Here is a 19,255-nt window from a genome sequence, read left to right as displayed (position 1 = left end):
CGCGCTATTCCAGCCTCACATTGTTGGCGCGGATGATCTCTCCATAGGATTCCGTCTGCGCGATCAGGCGGCGGCGGAAGCTGTCCGCGCCATCGGCCTGCACCTCCCCGCCGATCTCCCCGATCCGCGCCTTGATGGCGGGCTCGTTCAGCACGGCGGCGATCTCACGCTCCAGCCGCGCGATCATCGCAGGCGGGGTCTGCCCCTGCACGAGGATGCCCTGCCAGGTGCCGGCATCGGGTTCCGGCCAGCCGAGTTCGCGGAAGGTCGGCAGATCAGGCAGGTTGGGGAAGCGGCGCGGGCCGGTCACGGCGATGCCGCGCATCTGGCCGTTGACGACGTAGTTCATCGACTGCGTGGACCCCGCCATGGTCAGGTTCGACTCGTTGGCGACGAGGGAGAGCAGCGCCGGCGCGCCGCCGCGATAGGGCACGTGTTCCATCGCGCCGCCCCAATGCCGGGCGAGCGAGAGCGCGACCAGGTGGGTCAGCGTCCCGGTGCCGGAATTGGCGGCGTTCAGCCGGCCCGGATTGGCCTTTGCATAGGCCGCGAGTTCCTCCGCGTTGCGCACCGGCAGCGCGTTGTTCACCGCCAGGATGTAGGGCGCGAAGACCACCATCTGCACCGGCGCCAGATCCTTCAGCGGGTCGAAGGGCATGCGGGCGAACAGCCAGGGGTTGGTCGCCAGGGCGGAGATGTCGAGCAGCACCATGCTGTGGCCATCCGGGCGGCTCTTCGCCACCGCATCGGCGCCGATATTGCCGCCGGCGCCGGCCCGGTTCTCCACCACCACATTCTGCCCGATGCGGGCGGAGAGGGAGGGCGCGATGAGGCGCGCCAGGATGTCGCTGGTGCCGCCGGGGCCGAAGGGCACGACGATGCGGACGGTCTGGTTGAAATCCTGCGCGCGCGTCACGGCAGGCATGCCCAGCAGCGGCGCGGCGATGCCGGCCTGCAGGATGGTACGGCGGTTCATCGGATGTTGTCCTTCCCCGGTGTGATGCGCCCTTGCCGGGCGTTGATTGGCGCGCCCTGCGCGGGCGACGATGGCGCAAGCTTGCGCGCGACGCGATGGGGCGACAACCTCGTCCGCGCGCGGCGGGGTGCCGCCGCGACGGGATGTGACCGCTTGCCCCTGGCCGACCGACATTTCACCGCCGCCATCGTGGCCGCCCAGGTGCTGGCGCAGATCGGCGCCTTCACCCTGCCCGCGCTGCTGCCGGGCTACCTCGATCGCTGGGACCTGTCGGGGACGGAGGCCGGCTGGCTCGTCGGTGCCTTCTTCGCCGCCTATGTGACGGCGGTGCCGGTGCTGGTGTCGCTGACCGATCGCGTGCCGGGCTGGCGCATCTACCTGGTCGGCGCGGGCTGCACGGCGGTGGCGCATCTGGGCTTCGGCCTGCTGGCGGAGGGCTTCTGGTCCGGACTGGCGTTCCGGGCCATCGCCGGAATCGGCTGGGCGGGCTGCTACATGCCGGGGCTGAAGGTGCTGGCCGACCGGCTGGAGGGCGCGGCGCAATCCCGCGCGGTGTCCTGGCACGCGGCGGGGGTGGGCATGGCGGGGGCGGCGTCCTTCGCCATGGCGGGGCTGCTGGATGCGGCCGCCGGCCCGGCGGCGGCCTTCGCCTTCGGCGGCATCGCCGCCATCGCCGCCGGGGCGATCGGGGTGGCAGTGATGCCGCGCGGCCTGCCGCCCCGCGCGCCGGATGCGCCGCCCCCTGGCGCGCTGCTGGATTTCCGCCCGGTGCTGCGCAACCGCCCCGCCATGGCCTGGATCGCGGGCTACACCGTCCATACCTGGGAACTGGCCGCGCTGCGCGCCTGGGGCGTCGCCTTCCTGGCCGCGAGCTTCGCGCGGGATGGCGTGCCCGGCTGGATGCCCGGGCCGGCGGCGATCTTCACCGCGGCGGGGCTGGTCGGCATCGCCGTCTCCGTCACGGGGAACGAGACGGCGCAGAAGCATGGCCGCGCCAAGGTCGTGACCTGGGCCATGGCGATGGCGGCCGCCTTTTCCGTCGTGACGGGCTTCGCGGGCATCGCCTCACCCTTGCTGGCCGCCTTCTGCGTCATCGCCTGGAATGCGTGCATCTACCTCGACAGTTCGGCGCTGACGGGCGGCACGGTGCAGGCGGCGGCGCCGGGGATGCGCGGCGCGACGATGGGGCTGCACAGCATGTGCGGCTATGCCGGCGGCTTCCTCGGCCCGCTCGGCGTCGGCATCGCGCTGGACCTGGTGGGGACGGATCGCGCCGTGGCCTGGGTGCTGGCCTTCGGGCACCTGGCGCCCTTCACCCTGGCGGGCCTGCTGGTCCTGCGGCGCCTCAGTCGTTAACGCGCGAAACACGCGCAACACACAAGAATGATGCCGCGCCTTCGCCATGCTTGCGCCATGCGCGGATGGTCGTCTTAGTTGAACGACAAGCCGCGCGCTTCGCATTCACGACGCGCGAGATCAAGGATCCACCATGGCAGCGCCGCATTTCCTCCTGCAGACGCCGGTGGGGTCGGTGGTGCCCGTGGAGGTCGGCTGGCAGCCCGTCCAGGCGCAATACGCGGCCTTGCAGCGCGCGGCGGGCGCGCAGGCCGGGCTGTTCGCGGAACCGGTGCCGACGCGCGATGCCGCGGGCGCCATCATCTCCTTCGCCTGGTACGCGCCGGGGGCGGAGGCGCAGCCGATCGCGAGCCTCGGCCAGCCGCAGCGCGCCAGCGCCGAGTCGCAGCTTCGCGCCGCGCTGGCGGAACTCGCGCCGCGGGCGCAGGGGGTGGGGGGCGATGCCGCGCTGATCGCCGCCGCCTTGTCCCTGCCCGATACCCGCGCGGTACTGGTGGTGGATGGGCGCCCGGTCCTGGCGGGCTGGGGGCTGGTGCCAGCGGGCGATTCGCGGGATTCGGCCGCGCGCATCGCTTCCGTGCTCGGCCCCTTCCTGCCCGGCACCCCGCCGGCCGGCGCCGCGCCCGTGGCACCGCGGGCCGCGCCCATGCGCAGTGCGCCCCTGCCTCCGCCGCCCATCCTGCCCGCCGCCACCGCCGCACCCATCGGGCCGCGCCGCTTCTGGCTGGTGCCGGCGGCCGTCGCGGTGGCGCTGCTGTTCCTTCTCCTCGGCTTCTGGCTGGGCTGGAAGCTGCTGGCGGATGCCGTGGCCAACCGCCCGCAGACCGCCGAACTGGTGGACCGCGACCGCATCCGCCAGACCATCGAATTGCAGCGCCGCGCGAATGAGGGCCTGGCCGAGGAGGTGGAACGCGCGCGCCGCGCGGCGGAGGGCAATGTCTGCCAGGCCACGCCGCTGACCACGCCGCCCGGCCGCGGCCCGCTGCCGCAGGACCTGCCCGCGCGGCCAACGCCGCCAGCCACGCCCGATGCGCCGCTCGCGCCCCGCCCCAACAACCTGCTCCAGCTGCTCGACCAGTCCGTGGTGCTGGTGGCGGGGCCGGGGCGGGACGGGTTGTCCATCGGCACGGGCTTCTTCATCGCGCCGGGTGTCGTCGTCACCAACGCGCATGTCGTGGCGGATGTGACGGGGCAGCTCGTCGTCGCCTCCCGCCACCTCGGCCGCGCCTTCCCCGCGACCGTCACGCGCCGCACCCCGCAGGCCCGGCCGGGCGAGCCCGATTTCGCCCTGCTGGCCGTGACGGGCGTCCCCTCCCTCACGCCGCTGACGCTGACGCGCCAGGCGCAGCGGCTGGATGAGGTGATCGCCGCCGGCTACCCCGCCGCCATCGTGCAGAATGATGCGCGCTTCCAGGCCGTGCTGCGGGGAGACATGTCGCAGATGCCGGAGCTGGTGGTGACGGATGGCCGCATCTCCGCCATCCAGACGCTGGCCTCCGGCCTGGTGGCCATGCCGCATTCCGCGAATATCAGCCCCGGCAATTCCGGCGGCCCGCTGGTGGATCGCTGCGGGCGCGTGGCAGGGGTGAACACCTTCAACCACATCAACGCGGAACTGGCGGAACGCGTGAGCTACGCGCAGAAGACGGACGCGCTGCTGGCCTTCCTGCGGGAAGCCGGCGTGGCGGCGGAACCGGTGGACAGCGCCTGCGCGCCGACGCCCGAACCCGCCGCGGCGCCCGCGACGCCGCCCGCCCCGGCGCCTGCAGCGCCGCACGCCCCGGCCCCGGCAACGCCCGCCGCGCCCACGCCCGCCACGCCCGCAACCCCGGCCGCCCCCGCCACGCCGGCCCCGACCCGGGCGCGCTGAGCCATGTCACGCAGCCTCGCGGCCACGACACGGGATGCGGAGCTTCGCGCCCTGGCGGCGGGCGGGCAGCCCGTGGCCGGCGCCTGGGCGCAGGTGACGGGCCACCTGATCCGCCGCCTCTCCTCCGCCCATGCCGCCATCTTCGCCGAACCCAGCCCCGACCCCGCCCGCGGCAGCACGGATTGGTACGCGGAGGGCGATGGCGAGAGCATCGCCATCGATGAAGATCCCGCCGCCGCCGCGCGGTTCGAGGAACTCGCCACCGCCATCCGCGCCGAGGCCGACCGCCTTTCGAATGAACGGGATGAGGGGCTGCGCCTGCTCGGCGAATTGCTGCGCCAGGCGATCGAGGTACCGGACCGGGACTTCATCCGGCTGCGGGGGGAGGCGATCTTCCTCGTCGCCTGGGGCCATCATCGCGCGGGACGGGCGGCGCCGGCGGAACTGGTCCGCGCCCTGCCGGCCCCCGCCGCACCCATGGCGATGCTGGCGCTGTCGCCGCTGGCCCGCGCCGCCAACTGGCTCTGGGCCGCGCTGGCCGCGGCGCTGCTGGCGCTGATGCTGGCCATCGGCCTGTTCCTGGCCTGGCGCGATCCCTTCGGCTGGCTCGTGCCGCCGCCGATGCAATGCGTGGCCAACCCCGACGACCTGGCCCTGCTGGACGATCTGAACCGGGCGCGGGAGGAGGAGGCGGAGTTGCGCCGCCGCCTGGCCGACATCGCGGAGGATGTCGGCCGCCGCCGCCTGCTGTGCGAACCCCCGCCCCCGCCGCCACGCCCCACTCCCCCGCCCGCGCCGGAACCGCCGCCCCCCCCGGCGCCGGAGCCTGAGCCGGTCCCGCCACCCCCGCCCCCCGCGCCGCCGGAACCGCCCGCGCGGCCGCCACAGCCGCCGCCGAACGACGACGCCGACCGCGCGCGGCGGGAAGGCGCGCAGGAAGGCCGGGTGCAGGTGATCCTGGGCTGGGATTCGCGCGATGACCTGGACCTGTCGATCGTCTGCCCGGACGGGACCGTGATCTCCTACCTGCAGCGGCAGGGCTGCGGCGGGACGCTCGACGTCGATCGCAACGTCGGCAACCAGCGCAGCCGGACGCCGGTGGAGAACGTGTTCTTCGACAACCCCATCCCCGGCACCTACCAGGTGCGCGTCCACCAGTATGACCATGTGGACCGGCAGGAGACGCCCTACCGCGTGACCATCCGCATCGCCGGGCAGCCCGACCGCACCATCACCGGCGTGGCGCGCCCCGGCCCGCCGCGGGTGGTGGACCGCTTCACGATCCCGGGCCGGTGAGCGCCATGCAGACCCTCGCCGAACTGCCCGATTCGCGCCTCCGCTGGCTCGGCCCCGCCGGGATCACGCCGCCGGAGGCGCTGGCCGCCCTGAAACCCCTGCTGGCCGAACTCGGCCCGCACCACGCGGCCCTGCTGGCCACGCCCATGCGGACCGCAGACGGCATCGCCTGGCAGGCGCCGGGGGAGGCAAGCCTTCCCATGCCGCGGATGAGCCGGGAGCAGCGCGCGGTCTTCGACGCGACGCTGACGGTCCTGCTCTCCGACATTCGCCGCGCGGCGGAAACGGCGCGGGCGAAGGGCGATGCCGCGAAGGCGGCGCTGCTGGATTTGGCGCGGCGCGTGCCGGCACCGGAACTGGTCTTCGCCGTGGATGGCGCGCCGGTGCTGGCGGGCTGGGGCTTCGCCGCGCCGCAGGGCCCGGCCATCACGGTGCTGGCGCCCTTCGATGACGGGCGCGGCGCCGCCGCCCTGCCCGGCGACCGGACGGCGATCGCGCTGGCGGCGGGTTCCCTGCTCGCGCTGGCGCTGGCGGCGGTGCTGGCGGCGCCCTTCCTGGTGGCGCTGCTGAACCCGCCCTTGCCGGCCTGCCGCGTGGATGCGGCCGGGCTGGCCGCCCTGAACGAGTTGGACCAGGCGCGGGAGGAAGGCCGCGGGCTGATGGCGGAACGCGACCGGCTGCGGCAGGATCGCGGCCGCCGCATGGCCGAATGCCCGCTGCCGGAGCCCCCCCCGGCGCCGGAACCGCCCGCGGCGCCGCCCGCGACGCCGCCCGCCCAGCCGCCCCGCGCCGCCCTGCCGCAGGAACGCTGGGACCGGGGCGATGTGGCGCTGCTTGAAGGCTGCTGGAACCTCGATTCCAACTACCGCACGCGGGATGTCGATACCGGCCGGATCGATACCGTCCGTTCATGGCGCATGTGCTTCGACCGCAACGGCCGGGGCACCCAGACCATGGTCTATGACAACAACCGCCGCTGCACCGGCCCCGTGACGGGCCGGTTCGAGGGACAGACCCTGCTGATCGACGACACCGCCGACCTGCCCTGCGACGACCGCTACCGCATCCTGCACCGCCTGGCGCGCTGCGAACGCAGCAACGAGAACCGGGCGGAATGCGAAAGCCGGAACGTGCGCAACCCCGGCGCGCCGGGCAGCCGCTTCACGCTGCGCCGATGATGATGGAACCGTCTTCCTTGCCGCGCCAAGGGGTTGCGGGCGATACTCGCGGCCTGACGACCGAACCGGGAAGCCGCGCCACGCCATGAACCGCGCCGCCCTGCACAGCCTGATCCCGGCCTCCGGCATCCAGTTCCTGGATGTGGATTTCGACATCAACGCCCTGCCCCGCATCAGCCGCCCCTTCTGGGACGAGAAGCCGATGCACCTCCGCGACGCGAATGGCGACCAGCAGGTGCTGCTGCGCGCGCTGGAGCAATCCGACGAGGGCGAGTTGTTCGACCCCGTCGGCCGCAACCACCCGGCGGAGGATGAGGTCTACCGCATCACCCGCACCCAGGCGCTGGAACCCTTCCTCGGCCAGTGGGTGCCGCTGCCCTTCCTGCGCGTGCAGTCCCGCAGCGCGGACGGGCTGCCGATCTTCGACGAGGGCCCGACCAACTGGGCCAGGCTGCGCGTGGTGGAACTCGCCCCCGGCACGGTGCGCGGCGCCACCCACCGCGCCGTGCTGGCCTTCGACACCACCCTGGTGCCCCGCCGCGACGGCCGCGCCTATGCCGGGCCGAGCGCCGAGGACGCCGCGGAGGAACAGGAATTCGGGCTCGCCGCGCGCCTCGCCGACAATGCGGGCTTCCTGGCGGAAGGCTGGTTCGGCCAGTGGCTGGAGACGATGTTTCTCGATCTCGTCTCCGCCCAGCGACGCGGCAAGGCGGTGAAGCTGGAGGAACTGCCCTACCGGATGGAGCCCTTCGCGCGGTATCTCACGCTGCTGGAAGTTCTGACCCATGCCGGCGCGGCGCCGCGCGTGCGGCTGGTGGATGCGGGCGTGTCGGGGCGGCGCGGCGCCATGGTGGATGTCGACCTGCTGCTCGATATCGGCAATGCGCGGACCTGCGGCATCCTGGTGGAAAGCGCGCCGGATGGGCCGCTCTCGCTGAATGATTCCTATCCGCTCGCGCTGCGGGATTTGACGAAGCCGGAACACGTCTCGGCCAAGCCGTTCGAGAGCCGCGTCGAATTCTCCCGCGCCAGCTTCGGGCAGGATGCGCTGTCCCGCCGCTCCGGCCGCGCGGCCGCCTTCGCCTGGCCATCCCCGCTGCGCGTGGGGCCGGAGGCCGTGCGGCTGGCGGGGCTGTCGGTGGGCAATGAGGGTGCGACGGGGCTGTCCTCGCCGAAGCGGTATCTGTGGGATGAACGGCCCTCCGTGCTCGGCTGGCGCTTCGGGGCGGGGTCGGCGCCGGCCGCCTTCGGCACGGCGGGGGAACAGCCGGTCTCCGGCGCCTTCATGAATGAGCTGACGGAAACGGGGGAGCTGCTGTCGAAGCACCGCAACGCCACCCCCGCGGTGCGCGCGCGCTTCTCGCGCTCCTCGCTCTACACGCTGATGCTGGCGGAGATCCTGTTGCAGGCCATCAGCCAGATCAACGCGCCAGCCACGCGCGCCGCGCGGCGCAACGCCGATGTGCCGCGCAGGCTGCGGCGCGTGACGCTGACCCTGCCGACCGCGATGCCTGTCGCCGAGCAGCGCATCGTGCGGCGGCGCGCGGAAGCCGCCGTTGAACTCGTCTGGGCCTGGATGGGCTGGACGGCGGGCAGCGCGGAGCGCGCCATCGCGGCACCGCTGCCGCCCCGCGTCTCCGCCAACCTCGATGAAGCGACGGCGACTCAGCTGGTGTGGCTGTATGCGGAATCCGTGCACCGGTTGCAGGCCGATCCGCGGCAGTTGTTCGCGCTGATGGGCCGCGTGCGGGATGGCGCGCAGCCCTCTCTGCGCATCGCCAGCATCGATATCGGCGGCGGCACCACCGACCTCGCCGTCACGACCTACGCCCTGGCGCAGGACCAGGAGATCCGCCCCACGCAGAATTTCCGCGAAGGCTTCAAGATCGCGGGCGACGACCTGCTCCAGGCCGTGATCGAGCGTGTGGTCCTGCCGCCGCTGGAAGCCGCGCTGGGGGCAGCCGGGCTGCGCGACCCCAAGGCCTTCCTGCGCCGCGTGCTGGGCGGCGCCCGGGGTGGGCAGTCGGAGGCCGAGCGGCAGCTCACGCGCCAATTCGTGGCCCGCGTGCTGGAACCCTGCGCGCTGGCGCTGCTCTCGGGCTATGAGGTGATGGAGCCCGGCGCGGTGGGCGTGGTCGCGCGGCTTGGCATCGCGGAAGGGCCGGGCCGGCCGCGGCATGACCGCGCCATCGCCTTCTTCGAACGGCTGGCGCTGGATGCGGGCGCCAACGACTTCCGGCTGGGCAGCGTGGACATCGCGCCCGAAGCGGCGGTGATGGATGGCCTGGTGCGCGGCACGCTTGGCCCCATCCTGGCCGATCTCTGCGAGGCCACGCACGCCTATGATTGCGACGTGCTGCTGCTGTCCGGCCGGCCTTCGCGCCTGCGGGCGGTGATGGACATCGTGCTGGCGAAGCTGCCCGTGGCGGCGCATCGCATCGTCCACATGCAGGGCTACCCCGCCGGCGGCTGGTATCCCTTTCGCGATGCCCATGCGCGGATCGAGGACCCGAAGACCACCGCCGCCGTCGGCGCGATGGTGGCGGCGCTGGCGGAGGGTTCGCTGCCCGGTTTCCTGTTGCGCGCCTCGCGGCTCGGCATGAAATCCACCGCGCGCTACATCGGGCGGCTGGAGACATCGGGCCAGCTGTTGCAACGCAACGAATACATGCGGGACATCGACCTCGATGCCGATACCGCCGTGGCGGTGGAGGTGGAGATCCCCTTCGAGGCACCCTCCATGCTCGGTTTTCGCCAACTGCCGCTGGAGAGATGGCCCGCGACGCCCTTGTATGCGCTGGAATTCGGCAATGCGGATGATGTGCGCAACCTCGCCTTGCCGCTGACGGTGCGGCTGGCGCGCGGCATCGCCGATCCGGGATCGCCGGAGGCGGAGGCGAGCCGCGAACAATTCAAGCCCGCCAGCATCCGCGACGCGGAGGGGCAGGAACGCCATCCGACGACCGTCAGGATGCGGTTGCAGACCATGCGCGACGAGGGCGGCTATTGGCGCGACACGGGCGCGCTGGGGGTACCGTGACGCAGTTGGACGAGAAGCTCGCCACCGAGGCGAAGAAGGTCGGAGAGGTCGCGGGCCGCGCACTCGACTGGTTCGCGGGCGCGGCACGCCCCGGGCTGGATGCGGCGGCGCTGGCGCGGGAATTGCGCGGCGTGGGGCTGCGCGCGGGCAGGCTGGCGGCGGCGGCTTCGCGGCCCATGTGCGTCGGCGTCTTCGGCCCCTCCCAGGCGGGGAAATCCTATCTGATCTCCGCGCTGGCGCAGTCGCCCGACGCGCCTCTCATGGCGATGTTCGAGGATCGCGCGGTCGATTTCGTTCGCGACATCAACCCGGAAGGCGGGCGGGAGGCGACGGGGCTGGTGACGCGCTTCACCATGAAGCGCATCGCCACGCCGCCGGGGATGCCCGTGGCGCTGCGGCTGCTGTCGCAGACCGATGTGGTGAAGATCATCGGCAACGCCTTCCTCTCCGACTTCGATCCGGCGGATGTGGAAGCACCCTCCCCCGGCGCGATCGAGGCCGCGCTGGACCAGGCGCGCGGGCGGATGCTGCCGGGCGCGTTCGACAGGCTCAGCGAGGACGCCGTCTATGTCGATCTTCGCGAGTATTTCGAAAGCCGCTTCGGCGGCCATGCGCTGGTGCAGGCGCTGAAGGCCGCGCGGTTCTGGCAGGCGGCGAGCGAGATCGCGCCGAAGCTGGACCATGCAGCGCGGGCTGCACTGTTCGGCCTGGTCTGGGGGCGCGTGGCGCGGCTGGACGATGCCTATCTGCGGCTGGCAGGGGCGCTCGCGCAGCTCGGCCATCCCGATGATGCCTTCTGTCCCCTCACGGCGCTGGTGCCGCGGGAGTCCAGCATCATCGATGTGCTGACCCTGAACCGCTTCGGCCAGCCGGACGACACGACGGTTGCGGTGACCACGCGCAGCGGCTTGCGCGCCGATCTGCCGCGCGCGGTGCTGGCCGCCCTCGTCGCGGAAGTGACGGTGCAGCTGCGCGACAAGCCCTGGGATTTCTTCGACGTTACCGACCTGCTGGACTTCCCCGGCGCCCGGTCCCGCGAACAGATCCGCGACCCCGCCCGGCACCTCGCCGACCCCGCGAAACTCCCCGCCGTGCTGCTGCGCGGCAAGGTCGCCTATCTGTTCGAGCGTTATTGCGCGGAGACGGAGCTGACCGGGATGCTGCTCTGCATCGGTCCCTCCAACCAGGAAGTGCGGACCCTGCCGCGCATGGTGGAGGAATGGATCAACGGCACGCATGGCGACACGCCGGCGAAGCGCGCGACGCAGCCGACCGCGCTGTTCTTCGTGCTGACGAAATTCGACATGGAGTTCGAGAGCAAGAAGGGCCAGGCGGAAGGCGGCGGGCGCTGGACGGCGCGGCTCGCGGCATCGCTGATCGACTTCTTCGGCAAGGAAAGCACCTGGCCGCGCGAATGGCATCCGGGCCGGCCCTTCGACAACCTCTTCTGGCTGCGCAACCCCAATGTCGCGAACAAGGCGATCCTCGATTACGACGAGCAGGGGAAGGAGACCGGCATCCGCCCGCAGGAAGCCGCGCGCGTCGCGCAGCTCCGCGCCGACTTCCTGGGCAATGACGATGCGCGCAAGCATTTCGCCGATCCGGCGCTGAGCTGGGACGAGGCGATGCGGCTCAATGACGGCGGCATCGGCCACCTGGCCGCGCGGCTGCGGCCGGTCTGCGACCCCGCGCTGAAGCGCCGGCAGGTGGCGGCGCGGCTGGCGGACCTTGGTGAACGCCTGCGCGCAAGGCTGCTGCCGCATTGGCATTCCGCCGACCTGGCGCAGGAACTCGCCAAGCGCCGCGCGGCATCCCGCGCGGTTGCCATCGCGCTGGCGAAGGCGGTGGAGCGGCAGCGCTTCGGCCACCTGCTGCGCGCGCTGGCGCCGGAGGCGGATGAGATTTCCGCCGTGCTGTCCCGCACCCGCTTCGCGGCGACCGAGGCCGGCGCCATCCCCGTCGGCGCCCGCACCGGCGCGGCCGGGCTTCTGGCGGAACTCGATTTCGGCGATGAGCCGCCGCCCGAAGTGGAAAGCGCGGGGCCGGAGGATGAGGCCGACCACCTCGCCTCCGTCGCGCTCAAATTGTGGGCGGACCGGCTGCACGCCTTCGCCGATGCACCGGCGACCCACGCGCTCTATGGCATGACGCCGGAAGTGGCGGGCACGCTGGTGGCGGAACTGCTGCGATCCGCGCGGCGGGAGAAGCTGCAATTCGCGCTCGCCGCCGAACTCCGCGGCATCCTCGGCTTCCGCCGCCATGCCTCCGCCGCCGCGGCCATCTGCGGGCTCTGCGCAGCGCTGCGCATCGGCGGCTTCGTAGCCGCGCTGGGCTTCGACGCGAAGCCGATCGCGGATCGCCCCGTGGTCGGCAGCGAACGCCGCCCGGTCTTCGCGCCGCGGCCCAAGCTGGATGGGCTGCCGCCGCTGGGCGTCGTCGCCGCGGATTATGACCGGCAGCAGAGCCTCGACTGGGTGCAGGCCTTCCTCCGCTCCACGGATTTGAACGTGCAGGGCGACGGGGAGGATGCGGTGGATGTCGCGCGCAACGCGGCGCTCGGACGCATCCTGTCGGACCTCGACACCGCCTTGCATGGCGCGAAGGCGGCGTGATGCGCCCGCGGATCGAGGAAGACCCCCACCGCCCCGGCGAAGGCTGCGCGCGCCTGGTGCTGCCCGGCATGGCGGGGCGCGAGGCGCCCTTCGTGACCTTCACGCGAGAGGGTTTCGGCGCGGACAGCCTCGGCCCCGATGGGTGGCAGGTCGCGGCGGGTCGGCTCCCGCCTCTCGAAAGCGGCGCGGAGGGTGATGACCTCGTGCTCGTGCTGGGACCGGAGGCGGCGGAGCATCTGGAGCCGGGCCCGGTGCGCCTCGGCATTCCCGCGCTCGGCATCGACCAGGTGGTGGTGTGGCCGGAAATCGCGCCGGCGCAGAGCGGCAAGCGCGGCGGCTTCGGCGCCAACCGGCCCGGCCAGGCGCAGCCGCGCCGCATGCCGGGCCGCGCCGCGGCCGCCCCGCCGAAGCCGGTGGAGAGCGATGCCACGGTGGTGCTGCGCGCCGCGCCGCGGGTGGAACCGCCGCCACCGCCGCGCCCCCTCGACCCACCGCCGATCCGCCCGCCGGAAGCGCCGGCGCAGCCCTCCCGCCTCCCGCTGATCCTGCTGGCGCTGATCCTGCTGGCGGGCGGCGGGGCCGCCGCCTGGTGGTTCTGGCCGGCGCCGGACGCCCCGGTGGTCGCGGCGGCGCCGCCGACCCCGGCGCCCCCAGCCGCACCACCGGCCGACCCCACGGCGAACGCCACACCGGCGGAGATCGCGGCGATGAACCTGCCGCCCGCCCGCGTGCTGGAAATCGGCCGGGCGCGCCAGGCCAACCGGCCGCAGGACGCGCTGCTGCTGATCGAACTCGCGGCGGAGGCCGGGCACGCGCCGGCCCTCTCCGCCCTCGCCCGGCTCTACGATCCCGCGACCTTCACGCCGGGCGGCGCGCTCTCCGCCGCCAATCCGACCAAGGCGGCGGAGCTGTGGCGCCGCGCGGAGCAGGCCGGCGATGCCGGGGCCGCGGCGCCGCGCGCCGTGCTGCGCCAGCGGCTGGAAGCGGCGGCGCGGAATGGCGATACGCTGGCACAACTCGCGCTTCGGGATTTCTGGCCATGATGCGCTTCCTCGCCCTGATCCTCGCCGCCTTCATCGCCTTCCCCGCGCTGGCGCAAGCACCAGCCGGCGCGCGGCGCGCCCTGCTGATGGAAGGCAAGCAGACGCTGACGCAGAAGGTGCTGACGCGCCCCGGCGCCACGCTGCACGCGACACCCGGCGCCGCCACCGGCACCCCCGTGCCGGGCTTCACCCTGTTCCACGTCTATGCCCGCCAGGGCAGCGGCGCGGAGGCCTGGATCGAGGTCGGCCGCGACGCCACCGGCACGACCGAGGGCTGGATGCGGGAGGAACGCGCCCTTCCCTGGGGCCAGACCATGGTGCTGGCCTTCACCAACCCCGCCGGCCGCGAACGCACCATGTTCTTCGCCGAAGGCCCGGCGCTGCGCCGCGTCATCCTGTCGCGGGACATGGCGGCGGCGGGGGCGGAGGCGCGGCGGGCGACTGATGGCCGCGTCATCGCCCTCGAACCCGAGACCTATGTCGACATCAGCCGCAATTTCTATCTGTTGCCTGTGCTCAGCGCCGAGGAAGTCGAGAACGAACGCGGCGACCGCATGCGCCTGCTTGAAGTCGCCTCCGCCCCGGCCGAGCGCCGCAACGCGCCGCCGCCGCGCGATCCGCTGGCGGATTTCAGGGGCGCGCTGGTCTTCGTGGTGGATACCACGCTGTCCATGCAGCCCTATCTCGACCGGACGCGGGAAGCGATCCGCAATGTCATGGCGCGCATCGGCACCACGGCGCTGCGGGACCGATTCCGCTTCGGGCTCGTCGCCTATCGCGATGACCTCGGCGGCAACCAGGCGCTGGAATATGTCACGCGCACCCATGCCCGCGCCGATTTCTCCGCCCCCGCGGATGCCATCCTGCCGCGCATCGCCGAAGCCGCCGCCGCCACCGAAAGCAATGAGGGCTTCGACGAGGATGCCGTCGCCGGGCTGCGCGCCGCGCTCGACGCCGCCGACTGGAACAGCCTCGGCGGGCGCTTCATCATCCTGGTGACGGATGCGGGCACGCGGGATGCGACCGACCCGCGCTCCTCCACCCGCCTCGGCATCCCGGAGATGCGAGAACTGCTCAAGCAGCGCGCCATCGCCACCTTCGCGCTGCATGTGCTGACGCCGGAAGGCCGCAACAACCACGCCCGCGCCCGCGCGCAGTATCGCGAACTGACCCGCTTCGATGGCGCGGCGGAGCCCTTCTACTACCCGATCCCGAACGGGGAGGTCGCGGCCTTCGGCCAGACGGTGGAGGCGATCACCGAAGCCCTGCTCCGCCAGGTCGCCGCCGTCACCAACACCCCCATCGCGCAGCTCCGCGGCGGGCCCGCCGCCGCGGCGCCGCAGGTGGAGCAGCAGGTGGATGTGGTGGGGCAGGCCATGCGGCTCGCCTATCTCGGCCGGGTGCAGGACGCGGCGGCGCCCGACATCGTGCGCAGTTTCACGACCGACCGGGACCTGGCGGACAGCAACCGCGCCAACCTCGATGTCCGGATCCTGCTGACGCGCGACCAGCTCTCCGACCTTCGCAGCGCGCTGCGGCTGGTGATCGATGGTGCCAATGCCGGGCGGCTCCAGCCGCAGACGGTCTTCGCCAATATCCGCAACGCCGCACTTTCCGCCGCGCGCGATCCGCGACGGATCGGCAACCTCGAACGCCTTGGCGCCGCCTTCGGCGAATACCTCGACGGCCTGCCCTATCGCAGCCAGGTCATGGAACTGACGGAGCGCGGCTGGCTGGAACTGCAATCCGGCGGCCAGCGGGAACTGCTCAACGCGCTGGAAGCCAAGCTCCGGCTCTATGACGAATACGCCCGCACGCCGGCCTTGTGGACGCAACTCGGCAGCGGGGCGGATGCCGGCGCGGCCGTCTTCCCCATGCCGCTCGACCAACTGCCGTGACCGACGCGCCCCTTCGGCTGGAGGGGGTGGTCGCCACCCGCCGCGCCGGCGGGGCCGCCTTCTCGCTGACCATCGAGGCGCTGCGCCTCGACCCCGGGGCGCTGGTGGCGGTGACGGGGGCGAGCGGGACGGGGAAGTCCACCCTGCTCGACGTCGCCGCGCTGGCCAGGCGGCCTGATGAGGCCATGCGGCTGGAGGTCTGCGGCACCGATGCCGCCGCCCTCTGGTCCCGCGGCGCGAAGGATGCGCTGGCGGGGCTGCGCGCGCGGCATTTCGGCTATGTGCTGCAGACCGGCGGGCTGGTGCCCTTCCTGACCGTCGGCGCCAATGCGGCGCTGGCGCAGGACCTCGCGGGCCGGCGCGACCCCGGTCATCTCGCGGCGCTGGCGGAGCGCCTCGGCATCGGGGCACTGCTCGCGCGCATGCCGGCCACGTTGTCCGTCGGCCAGCGGCAGCGCGCCGCCATCCTGCGCGCGCTGGCGCATCGGCCCGCGCTGGTGCTGGCCGACGAACCGACCGCCAGCGTCCATCCCGACATGGCCGCGACCATCCTGGCGCTGCTGGCCGAACAGGCCCGGCAAGCCGGCGCCGCCGTGCTGCTCGCCACGCATGACGCCCCGGCCGCGCGCGCCGCCGGCTTCGTCGAAATCCCCCTGCAACCCGGCGCGGCCTCCGCCCGCCTCCCCGCCCTGGCGGAGGCCTGATGCGCTCCCTCCGCCTGGCCTTCGCCGACCTCCGGCGCGAACCGGCCTTCACCCTCTGCTCCGTCCTCGCCCTCGCCGCCGTCATCGCGCCGCTGATCCTGCTGGCCGGGCTGCGCGCCGGCGTCGTCGCGGGGCTGAAGGAGGACCTGGCCGCCAGCCCCCGCACGCGGGAGATCGCGAACATCCAGAACCTGGCGCTGGATGCCGCCTGGTTCGCGGCGCTGGCCGCTCGGCCGGAAACCGGCTTCCTGGTGCCGCGCACGCGCCTGCTCTCCGCCACCGGCAGCCTGGAAGCCACCGCGCGCCCCGGCCGCGTCGCCACCGTCGAAATCCTGCCGACCGCGCCCGGAGACCCGCTGCTGCCCGGCATCGCCCCGCCCGGCGACACGCAGGTGATCCTCACCGCCTCCGCCGCGCAGCGCCTTTCCATCAGCGCGGGCGACGCCATCCGCCTGCGCATCATCCGCCGCGTCGGCGACGGGCGGGAGGTGCTGAACCTCGACCTCACCACTACAGCCATCGCCCCCGCCGGCGCCTTCGACCGGGACGCGATCTTCGCGCCCCCCGCGCTCGGCCGCCGCGTGCAGGATTTCCTCGATGACCGGACCGCGGATGGCACAGCCCGCCGGGCGGAAGGCTTCCGGCTGCACGCGAAACGGCTGGAGGACGTGCCGACCCTCGTCGCCCTCCTCCAAGCCCAGGGGATCGAGACCCGGTCCCGCGCCGATGACGTCGCCGCGCTGCTGGCGCTGGACCGCAACCTGACCGCCGGCTTCGCCGTCATCGCCACCGTGGGCGCGACAGGCTTCATCCTCGGCCTCGGCAGCGCCCTCTGGGCCAGCGTCAGCCGCAAGCGGCGCACCCTGTCCCTGCTCCGCCTCATGGGACTGCGACGCCTGACCCTGGTGCTCATCCCCATCTGGCAAGGCATCGCCTACGCCATCGGCGGCAGCATCCTCGGCACCGCCATCGCCATCGCCGCCGCCCAGGCGGTCAACCGCCTCGCCCTCCTCGGCGCCGCCGAAGGCCGGGACCTCGCACGCATCGGCCTCGACGAATTCACCCTCGCCTGCCTGCTCGCCACCACCGCCGCGATCCTGGCGGCGGCCGCCGCGGCCCAGCGCGCAGCCGGGGCGGACCCGGCGGAGGGGCTGCGGGATGAGTGAGGGCGGCGTGGGTGGCAGGTCGGGGGAAACGCCGTTTCCCCCGAACCCCCTTTGCCAGGGGCCAGCGGGCCCCTGGACCCCAGGCATTGCATCGGATGGTGGGGGGAGGGGCCCGGCGGAACCGCTTGCCGCAAGCGCGTTCCGTGCCCCTCCCCCCACCATCCGATTGAAGGGGGATCAAAGGGGCCGCTGCCCCTTTGCAGGGGGTGCAGGGGGACGGCGTCCCCCTGCCCTAGCCACCCTCGCCGCCCTCCTCCTCTCCGCCGCCCCCGTGCTGGCCCAGCCCACGCCGACCTGGCCGGTGGCGGCGTTCAATCCGCGGGCCTTGGCGGATGATCTGGTGCTGCCCTTGCCGTGCGGGGGGGCGATGGCGTTCCGGCGGGTGGATACGCCGGCGGGCGATGGGGGGTTGGATGACCGTGCCCTGTTGCTGGGCAGTGCGGAGACCGAGACGGGCTACATCGAGTATCTGCGCCGCACCTATCTGGTGGGTCCCTTCGGCGGGGGGGCGGAGCCGCGGCATTTCTGGATGTCGAAGTATGAGGTGACGCGCACGCAGATGGAGGCGTTGCGGAACCCCGCCTGTCCGGCCGCGAACACCCCGGCGGCGCGCCTGCCGGCGGTGGAGGTGAGCTGGTTCGAGGCGATGGAGACGGCGCAGCGCTATTCGGGGTTCCTCGCCCGCAATGGCGGCCCGCGCCTGCCGCGCCGGGGTGGCGCGCCGGCCTTCGTGCGCCTGCCGACGGAGGCGGAGTGGGAATATGCGGCGCGCGGCGGCGCCGCGGTGGCGGAGGCCGAGTTCCAGGCCCGCACCTTCCCGATGCCGGAGGGGCCGGAGGCCTATGCCTGGTTCCAGGGGCCTCGCAGCGCGGCGGGGCGGCTTTCGCCGATCGGGCTGAAGCGGCCCAATCCGCTCGGGCTGCACGACATGCTGGGCAATGCGGCGGAATGGGCGCTGGAGCCCTTCCGGCTGAACCGCGTCGGGCGGCAGCACGGGCTGGCGGGCGGGCTGGTGGCGCGCGGCGGCGATTACCGCAACACCGGGGAGGCTCAGCTGCGGTCGAGCCTCCGCATCGAATACGCGCCCTATGATGCGACGAGCGGGGAGCCCACCCGCATCACCACGGTCGGCTTCCGCTTCGTGCTGGCGGCGCCGGCGCAGGGCAGCCTGGCGGATACGGCGGCGCTGCGATCGGCGTTCGAGGCCGAGACAAGGGCCCGCGCCACCACCCAGGACGACCCCGCCGCGCTGATCGCGGCGCTGCGGCGGGAACAGTCGGACCCCGCCATGCAGACGGCGCTGGACCGGCTCGGCGCCGCCTATGCGCGGGAGACGCGGGAGAGGACGGACCGGGCGAGGGTCGCGGCGCGGGCGCAGGTCCAGGCGGCGGCGGTGCTGTCCCGCAACGTCTTCATCGCCCAGCAGCGGGCCACCGGGTTGCAGGGCATGGTGGAGAACCCCGGCGCCTTCGGCGCCACGCCCCAGCAGGCCCAGGCCTGGCGGCCCATGCTGGCGGCGGTGCAGGCGGAGGTGGAGGGCGGCGTCCGCGCCTATGCCGCCATCATCGCGCAACTGTCGCAGGCGACCGATATCGCCGTGCCGGCGGAGGTGGAGGTGGTGCAGCAGGAGCTGCGCGCCCAGAACGTGCCAGCGCTGCTGCCCTACGTCATGCTCGTGGCCGGCCATGCGGAGGCCGCGCGCCGCGGCAGCGTGCCGCCCGTGGCGGTGCTGCGGGCCGATATCCTCCGCACCACCGCCGCGCCCACGCCGAGATGATGCCTTGATACCAACGCCCTCAACGGTTGACCTGTGCGTAGTCGCGGGTGGCGATGGAGGTGATGCGGCTTGGATCGTTGATGAGGGCGTTCCAGGCATCGCAGCACGCATCGACGATAGCGTCGTAGGTTTCGTAGACCCGGTTGCTGAGCTGGTTCTGGCGCAGGAACTGCCAGACGTTCTCGACCGGGTTCAACTCGGGCGAGTAGGGCGGCAATGGTAGCAGGCTGATGTTCTCCGGGACCTGGAGCTTGCCGCCGGTCTGGTGCCAGCCCGCGCCATCGAGAGTGATGACGGCATGGGCGCCTGGAGCGACATGACGGCTGATTTCTTCGAGGT

The 19,255-nt window shown here is 73.1% G+C and carries 13 protein-coding genes; 11 read left to right on the top strand and 2 right to left on the bottom strand.

The window, feature by feature from the left end; all coding sequences use genetic code 11:
* Positions 1-4: 4 nt before the first annotated feature.
* Complete coding sequence (locus tag BM041_RS14255) at positions 5-976, bottom strand: Bug family tripartite tricarboxylate transporter substrate binding protein (RefSeq protein ID WP_092960560.1); 972 nt, start codon at positions 974-976, stop codon at positions 5-7.
* Positions 977-1,129: 153 nt separating this feature from the next.
* On the opposite strand from BM041_RS14255, the gene BM041_RS14250 reads away from it, so the two are divergent.
* From BM041_RS14250 to BM041_RS14195, 11 genes are all read left to right on the top strand, one after another.
* On the top strand, positions 1,130-2,332 hold the full coding sequence (locus tag BM041_RS14250; RefSeq protein WP_175533930.1) for an MFS transporter: 1,203 nt from the start codon (positions 1,130-1,132) through the stop codon (positions 2,330-2,332).
* A 133-nt stretch (positions 2,333-2,465) separates the two neighbouring features.
* On the top strand, positions 2,466-4,202 hold the full coding sequence (locus tag BM041_RS14245) for a S1 family peptidase (protein ID WP_092960558.1): 1,737 nt from the start codon (positions 2,466-2,468) through the stop codon (positions 4,200-4,202).
* Between the two features lie 3 nt (positions 4,203-4,205).
* Positions 4,206-5,498, top strand: coding sequence for a YfaP family protein (locus tag BM041_RS31840; RefSeq protein ID WP_139226063.1), 1,293 nt, complete (start codon positions 4,206-4,208; stop codon positions 5,496-5,498).
* A 5-nt stretch (positions 5,499-5,503) separates the two neighbouring features.
* Positions 5,504-6,676, top strand: coding sequence for a hypothetical protein (locus tag BM041_RS14230; protein ID WP_139226062.1), 1,173 nt, complete (start codon positions 5,504-5,506; stop codon positions 6,674-6,676).
* An 85-nt stretch (positions 6,677-6,761) separates the two neighbouring features.
* Positions 6,762-9,716 (top strand): virulence factor SrfB, encoded by a 2,955-nt coding sequence (locus BM041_RS14225; protein WP_092960555.1) that lies wholly within the window; start codon positions 6,762-6,764, stop codon positions 9,714-9,716.
* Entirely contained in the window at positions 9,713-12,328 is a 2,616-nt protein-coding gene (locus tag BM041_RS14220) for a virulence factor SrfC family protein (RefSeq protein ID WP_175533929.1), read from the top strand. The genes BM041_RS14225 and BM041_RS14220 overlap by 4 nt, the downstream gene beginning before the upstream one ends.
* Positions 12,328-13,371, top strand: coding sequence for an SEL1-like repeat protein (locus BM041_RS14215; RefSeq protein ID WP_092960553.1), 1,044 nt, complete (start codon positions 12,328-12,330; stop codon positions 13,369-13,371). Before BM041_RS14220 ends, BM041_RS14215 begins: the two co-directional genes overlap by 1 nt.
* Positions 13,368-15,269, top strand: coding sequence for a vWA domain-containing protein (locus BM041_RS14210; RefSeq protein WP_092960552.1), 1,902 nt, complete (start codon positions 13,368-13,370; stop codon positions 15,267-15,269). The genes BM041_RS14215 and BM041_RS14210 overlap by 4 nt, the downstream gene beginning before the upstream one ends.
* Positions 15,266-15,973 (top strand): ABC transporter ATP-binding protein, encoded by a 708-nt coding sequence (locus BM041_RS14205; RefSeq protein WP_092960551.1) that lies wholly within the window; start codon positions 15,266-15,268, stop codon positions 15,971-15,973. The genes BM041_RS14210 and BM041_RS14205 overlap by 4 nt, the downstream gene beginning before the upstream one ends.
* Entirely contained in the window at positions 15,973-17,139 is a 1,167-nt protein-coding gene (locus tag BM041_RS14200; RefSeq protein ID WP_092960550.1) for an FtsX-like permease family protein, read from the top strand. Before BM041_RS14205 ends, BM041_RS14200 begins: the two co-directional genes overlap by 1 nt.
* 271 nt (positions 17,140-17,410) lie before the next feature.
* Positions 17,411-18,916 carry a formylglycine-generating enzyme family protein gene (locus BM041_RS14195; RefSeq protein ID WP_175533928.1) on the top strand — a complete coding sequence of 502 codons (1,506 nt, stop codon included), beginning with the start codon at positions 17,411-17,413 and terminating at the stop codon, positions 18,914-18,916.
* A 19-nt stretch (positions 18,917-18,935) separates the two neighbouring features.
* Here BM041_RS14195 and BM041_RS14190 read toward each other — a convergent pair.
* On the bottom strand, positions 18,936-19,255 hold a 320-nt coding region (locus BM041_RS14190), incomplete at its 5' end, for a transposase (RefSeq protein WP_175533927.1).

This window comes from Falsiroseomonas stagni DSM 19981, assembly GCF_900114315.1.
In the GTDB taxonomy this organism is placed as follows: Bacteria; Pseudomonadota; Alphaproteobacteria; order Acetobacterales; family Acetobacteraceae; genus Falsiroseomonas; species Falsiroseomonas stagni.
Note: the sequence above shows the minus strand (reverse complement) of the source record. Positions and strands in the feature narration are given on the sequence as shown.